Source organism: Streptomyces sp. PsTaAH-137 (assembly GCF_003259365.1).
GTDB lineage: Bacteria > Actinomycetota > Actinomycetes > Streptomycetales > Streptomycetaceae > Streptomyces.
On the sequence record NZ_QLLY01000049.1, the window covers coordinates 1 to 5,740 of the forward strand.

Sequence of the window (5,740 nt, forward strand, 5' to 3'; positions counted from 1 at the left end):
CGACCACGCGTTCCACTCGCCGCTCATGGACCCGGTCCTGGACGCGTTCGCCGACGCCCTCGGCGAGCTTCCCCGGGACGGCGCGATGACGATCCCGATCGTCTCCACCCGGCTCGGCCGCGCGGCCACCCTCCAGGAGTTGACCTCCGCCCGGTACTGGGTGGACCACGTGCGCGAGCCCGTGCGCTTCCACGAGGCCGTCGAGTGCGCCCGCGCCGCCGGCGCGAGCGTCTTCTTCGAGGTGGGCCCGGGCGCGACGCTCGCGAGCATCACCAAGGAGGCGTTCGCCGGGCAGGGCGTGCACGACGCGGTGGTCGTCTCGGCGTCGCGCAAGGGCCGCCCCGGCTCCCGCACCCTGCTCACCGCCCTCGCCCACCTGCACGTGCACGGCGCCGGCGTCGACTGGGCCGCCCTGTTCGGCACCCGCCGCCTGGTCGACCTGCCGACGTACGCGTTCCAGCACCAGCGCTACTGGCTGGACTTCCTGGCCGAGATGGAGACCGCCGACGTCGCCTCCGCAGGGCTGACCGCCGCCGGCCACCCGCTGCTCGGCGCCGTGGTGGACCTGCCGGGCACCGACGAGACGGTCTTCACCGCCCTGTGGTCGCTGCGCACCCACGGCTGGCTCGCCGACCACACCGCCTTCGGCGCCGTCGTCGTCCCGGCGACCGCCCATCTGGACCTGGCCCTGTCGGCGGCCGCCCACGCCGGGTGCGCAGCGGTGGAACAGCTGACCCTGGAAGTGCCCCTGATCCTGCCGGACTCCGGCGACGTACGGATCCGTGTCGTCGTCGGCGCGGCGGACGACGACGGGCGCCGCACCCTGGACGTGTACTCGCGCCCCGCCGACGAGGACCCGCAGGCGGGCGGCTGGACCCGGCACGCGATGGGCACGGTGCTGCCCGCCGGACCGCCGGCACCCGAACACGACGACGCCGTACGCTCCTTGGCCTCCTGGCCGCCCGCCGGGGCCCGGCGGATCGACATCGGCACCCTCTACGACACGTTCGCGGACGCGGGCTTCGACTACGGCCCCGGCTTCCGCGGGCTGCGCGAGGTGTGGCGCCGGGGCGACGAGCTGTTCGCCCTGGCCACCCTGCCGGACACCGCCGACGGCGTCGCCGCCGAGGAGTTCGCGCTGCACCCCGCCCTGCTGGACACCGTCCTGCACGCGTCGATCGCCGGCGGCGTCGTCGACGTGAGCGGCGAGCGGAGCCGGATGCCGTTCTCCTGGTCCGGCGTGGAACCGGCCGGTCCCGGCGCCGCGACCGTACGGGTCCGCCTCACGGCGACGGGCGAGGAGACGGTGACGCTGACCGTCGCCGACGACCACGGCCGCCGGATCGCCACCATCGGCGCACTGGCGTTCCGCCCGGCCGACGCCCAGCAGGTGCACTCCGCCCGCGGCGCCGCCCGCCAGCCCCTGTACGAGGTGCAGTGGCGGCCGCCGAAGGAGCGCGCGCGGCAGGCCGGGCGCACCCCGTGGGCCGTGCTCGGCGCGCCCGACGGCCTGGCCGCCCGGCTGCGCCCGGCCGACGCCGCCGACCCCGACACGACACCGCACCCCTCCCTCGACGCCCTCCTGGCCGGACAGCGGCCGCCCGCGCACATCGCCCTGTGCCTGGACGACCTCGTCGCGGCGAGCGCGGCCGACGGCCCGGTCGCCGCCACCCGCGACGCCGACAAGCGCGTCCTGGCGCTGCTCCAGCAGTTCCTCGCCGACGACCGCCTCGCCGGATCCACCCTGGTGGTGCTGACCCGGCTGGCCGTCGGCGCGGTCGCGGGGGAGCGCGTCGAGTCGCTGCCCGGAGCCTCCGTGTGGGGCCTGGTCCGCGCGGCGCAGAGCGAGCACCCCGGCAGGTTCCGGCTCGTGGACCTCGACGACGCGGACGCCTCCTGGGCGTCCCTCGCCGACGTGCTCGCCGACGACGAGGCCCAACTCGCCGTGCGCGACGGCGCGTTCCTCGTACCCCGGCTCGCCGCCGCCGCGCCGGACGGCCACCGCCTCCCGGAGCCGCCGGCCGGCGCCCACCGCCTCGGCATCCCGACCAAGGGAACCGTCGAGAACCTGACCTGGGTGCCGTGCCCCGAGGTCGACGCGCCCCTGGCGAGCGGCCAGGTCCGGATCGCCGTGCAGGCCGCCGGGCTCAACTTCCGCGACATCACCATCGCCCTCGGCCTCGTCGGCCGGACCGCCATCGACGCCGGGCTCGGCAGCGAGGGCGCCGGAGTCGTCCTCGACGTCGCCGACGACGTCACCGCGTTCGCCCCCGGCGACCGGGTCACCGGCATCTTCACCGGCGCCTTCGGCCGCACCGCCGTCGCCGACCACCGCATGCTCGTACCCGTCCCCGACGGCTGGAGCTTCGCCGAGGCTGCCTCCGTGCCGTGCACCTTCCTCACCGCCTACCACGGCCTGCTGCGCGTGGCCCGGCTCAAGAAGGGGCAGCGGGTCCTCATCCACGCCGCGGCGGGCGGCGTCGGCATGGCCGCCGTCCAACTGGCCCGGCACGTCGGCGCCGAGATCTACGCCACCGCCAGCGAGGCCAAGTGGCCCGCCCTGCGCGCCCTGGGCCTCGACGACGACCACCTGGCGTCCTCCCGCGACCTGGAGTTCGCCCGGAAGTTCCTGCGCACCACCGAGGGCCGCGGGGTGGACGTCGTCCTCAACTCCCTCGCCCACGAGTTCGTCGACGCCTCGCTGACGCTGCTGCCCGGCGGCGGGCACTTCGCCGAGATGGGCAAGACCGACATCCGCGAGCCCGTGACCGTGGCCGCCGACCACCCCGGTGTCCACTACGAGGCGTTCGACCTCTGGGAGGCGGGACCGGACGCCCTCCAGGAGATGTTCCGCGCCGTCATGGACCTGTTCGCCGACGGCCGGATACGCCTGGGCCCGATCTCCCTGACCGGCATCCGGGACGCCCGCCGCACGTTCCGCGAGATGAGCCAGGGGCGCCACATCGGCAAGCTGGTCCTGGAGGTGGGCGGCGGCTTCGGCGGCGGCACCGTGCTCGTCACGGGCGGCACCGGGGGAGTGGGCTCCCTCGTCGCCCGCCACCTCGTGACCGATCACGGCGTCCGCAGCCTGGTCCTCGCCAGCCGCAGCGGACCGGCCGCCGAGGGCGTGCCCGGGCTCGTCGCCGAACTGGAGGCCGCCGGGGCGCGGGTGCGGGCCGTGGCCTGCGACGTGGCGGACCGCGACGCCGTGGCCGCACTCCTCGACGGCCTGCCCGGCAGCCACCCGCTGACCGCGGTCGTGCACGCCGCGGGCGCCCTCGCCGACGGCACCGTGGAGTCGCTGACCGCCAAGAGCCTCGACCACGTCCTCGACGCCAAGGCCGCCGGCGCCCACCATCTGCACGAACTGACCCGTGAGCGGCCCCTGTCGGCCTTCGTCGAGTTCTCCGCCTTCGCCGGCCAGACCGGCAACGCCGGACAGGCCAACTACGCCGCCGCCAACACCTTCCTCGACGGCCTGGCCGCCCGGCGCAGGTCCGAGGGCCTGCCCGCCACCTCCCTGTGCTGGGGCTGGTGGGAGGAGAGCAGCGGCATGACCGGAGAACTGCACCGCGCCGACCTGTCCCGGCTGCGCCGCGCGGGCATCGCCGCGATGCCGACCGCCGAGGCACTGGCCCTGTTCGACGCGGCGGTCGCCGAGGGCAAGGCCGTCCTCGTGCCCGCCCGGATCGACCTCGCCGCGCTGCGCGGCAGGCCCGCCGACGAGGTGCCCCCGCTGCTGCGCGACCTCGTCGACGCCGCCCGCCCCCGGCGCGCCGCGACCGCCACCGCCACGGCCGGCGGCCCCGCGGGACTGCTGGACCGGCTGACCGCGCTGCCCGCGCCGCAGGCGCGAGAAGCGCTCCTGGAGCGGATCCGCGAGCAGGCCGCCGTGGTCCTCGGGCACAGCTCGGGCGCGGGTGTCGACGCCGACCAGGCGTTCACCCAGCTCGGCTTCGACTCGCTGACCGCCGTCGAGCTCTGCAACCTGCTGGCGGCCGAGACCGGCCTGCGCCTGCCGTCCACCCTCGTCTTCAGCTATCCGACCCCGCGCGAACTGGGCGAGCACCTCTTCGGCCTGCTGCGGCCTGCGGGCGACGACGAGGGCGCCGCCCCCGGCGCGACGGACGACGCCGACGCGGCCGACGAGGCGCGCATCCGCGAGGTGCTGCGGACCGTGCCGATCGGGGACCTGCGCGCCGCGGGCCTGCTCGAACCGGTCCTCGCCCTGGCCGGCGCGGCCGCGGAACCCGACGCCGGCGAACCGGCCGGCCAACTGTCCGACCTGGACCTGGATTCCCTGATCGACCTGGCCCTGGACGAGAAGAGGTGAACGGCATGACCGACTCGACCGACCGCACGGCGGACGGCGCGGACCGGGTCCAGCGGGCGCTGCGCACGCTGCTGGAGGAGCGCGACCGGCTCCGCCGCGAGAACGACGACCTGAAGGCGGGCCGCGGCGAGCCGATCGCGGTGGTGTCCATGTCCTGCCGTTTCCCGGGAGGCGTGGCCTCACCGGAGGATCTGTGGGACGTGGTCCGCGAGGGCCGCGACATCGTCGGCGACTTCCCCGACGACCGCGGCTGGCGCGACGTGTACGACGCCGACCCCGACGCCACCGGCAAGGCGTACACCCGCCAGGGCGGATTCCTGACGGACGTGGCCGGGTTCGACGCCGGGTTCTTCGGCATCAGCCCGCGCGAGGCGCTGGCCGTCGACCCGCACCACCGGCTCCTCCTGGAGACCTCCTGGGAGGCGTTCGAACGGGCGGGCATCGTCCCCGCCGACGTACGGGGAAGCGACGTCGGCGTCTTCACGGGCGTGAGCTCGTCGGAGTACGGGTGGCGTTTCCTGGAGGGCGGCCAGAAGGACCTGGAGGGCTACCTGCTGTACGGCAGCGCCCTGAGCGTGGCCTCCGGCCGGGTCTCGTACGAACTGGGGCTGACCGGGCCCGCGGTGTCCTTGGACACCGCCTGCTCGTCGTCGCTGGTGTCGCTGCACATGGCGGTGCAGTCCCTGCGGTCGGGCGAGTGCTCGCTCGCCCTGGCGGGCGGGGCGCTCGTGATGGCGACGCCCGCGATGTTCGTCGAGTTCTCCCGCCAGCGCGCCCTGTCCGCCGACGGCCGCTGCAAGGCGTTCGCCGACGGCGCCGACGGCACCGGCTGGGCGGAGGGCGCGGGCGTCCTCCTCCTCGAACGGCTCTCCGACGCACGCCGCAACGGACACCCCGTCCTGGCCGTCGTGCGGGGCAGCGCGGTCAACCAGGACGGCGCCAGCAACGGCCTGACCGCCCCCAACGGCCGCGCCCAGGAGAAGGTCATCCGCGCGGCCCTGGCCAACGCGGGCGTGGACCCCGCCGACGTGGACCTGGTCGAGGCGCACGGCACCGGCACCAGGCTGGGCGACCCGATCGAGGCGGGCGCCCTGCTCGCCACGTACGGGCAGGGCCGCGCCGAGGGGCGGCCGCTGTGGCTCGGCTCCCTGAAGTCGAACATGGGGCACGCCCAGGCCGCGGCCGGCGTCGGCGGTGTCATCAAGACCGTGATGGCGCTGCGCCACGGCCATCTGCCCAAGACCCTGCACGTGAACGCGCCCACCCGGGAGGTCGACTGGGAGTCCGGGGCCGTCGAGGTCCTCGCCGAGGGCCGGGAGTGGGCCCGCGGCGACGGGCCGCGCCGGGCGGGCGTGTCCTCGTTCGGCGTCAGCGGCACCAACGCGCACGTCGTCCTGGAGGAGGCGG

2 protein-coding genes are annotated in these 5,740 nt (G+C 75.9%); both read left to right on the forward strand.

Annotation, left to right across the window (positions count from 1 at the left end; genetic code table 11):
* A partial coding sequence (locus K377_RS40480; protein WP_146614861.1) for an SDR family NAD(P)-dependent oxidoreductase occupies positions 1-4,333 on the forward strand: 4,333 nt, incomplete at its 5' end.
* A gap of 5 nt (positions 4,334-4,338) precedes the next feature.
* On the forward strand, positions 4,339-5,740 hold a 1,402-nt coding region (locus tag K377_RS40485), incomplete at its 3' end, for a type I polyketide synthase (protein ID WP_146614862.1).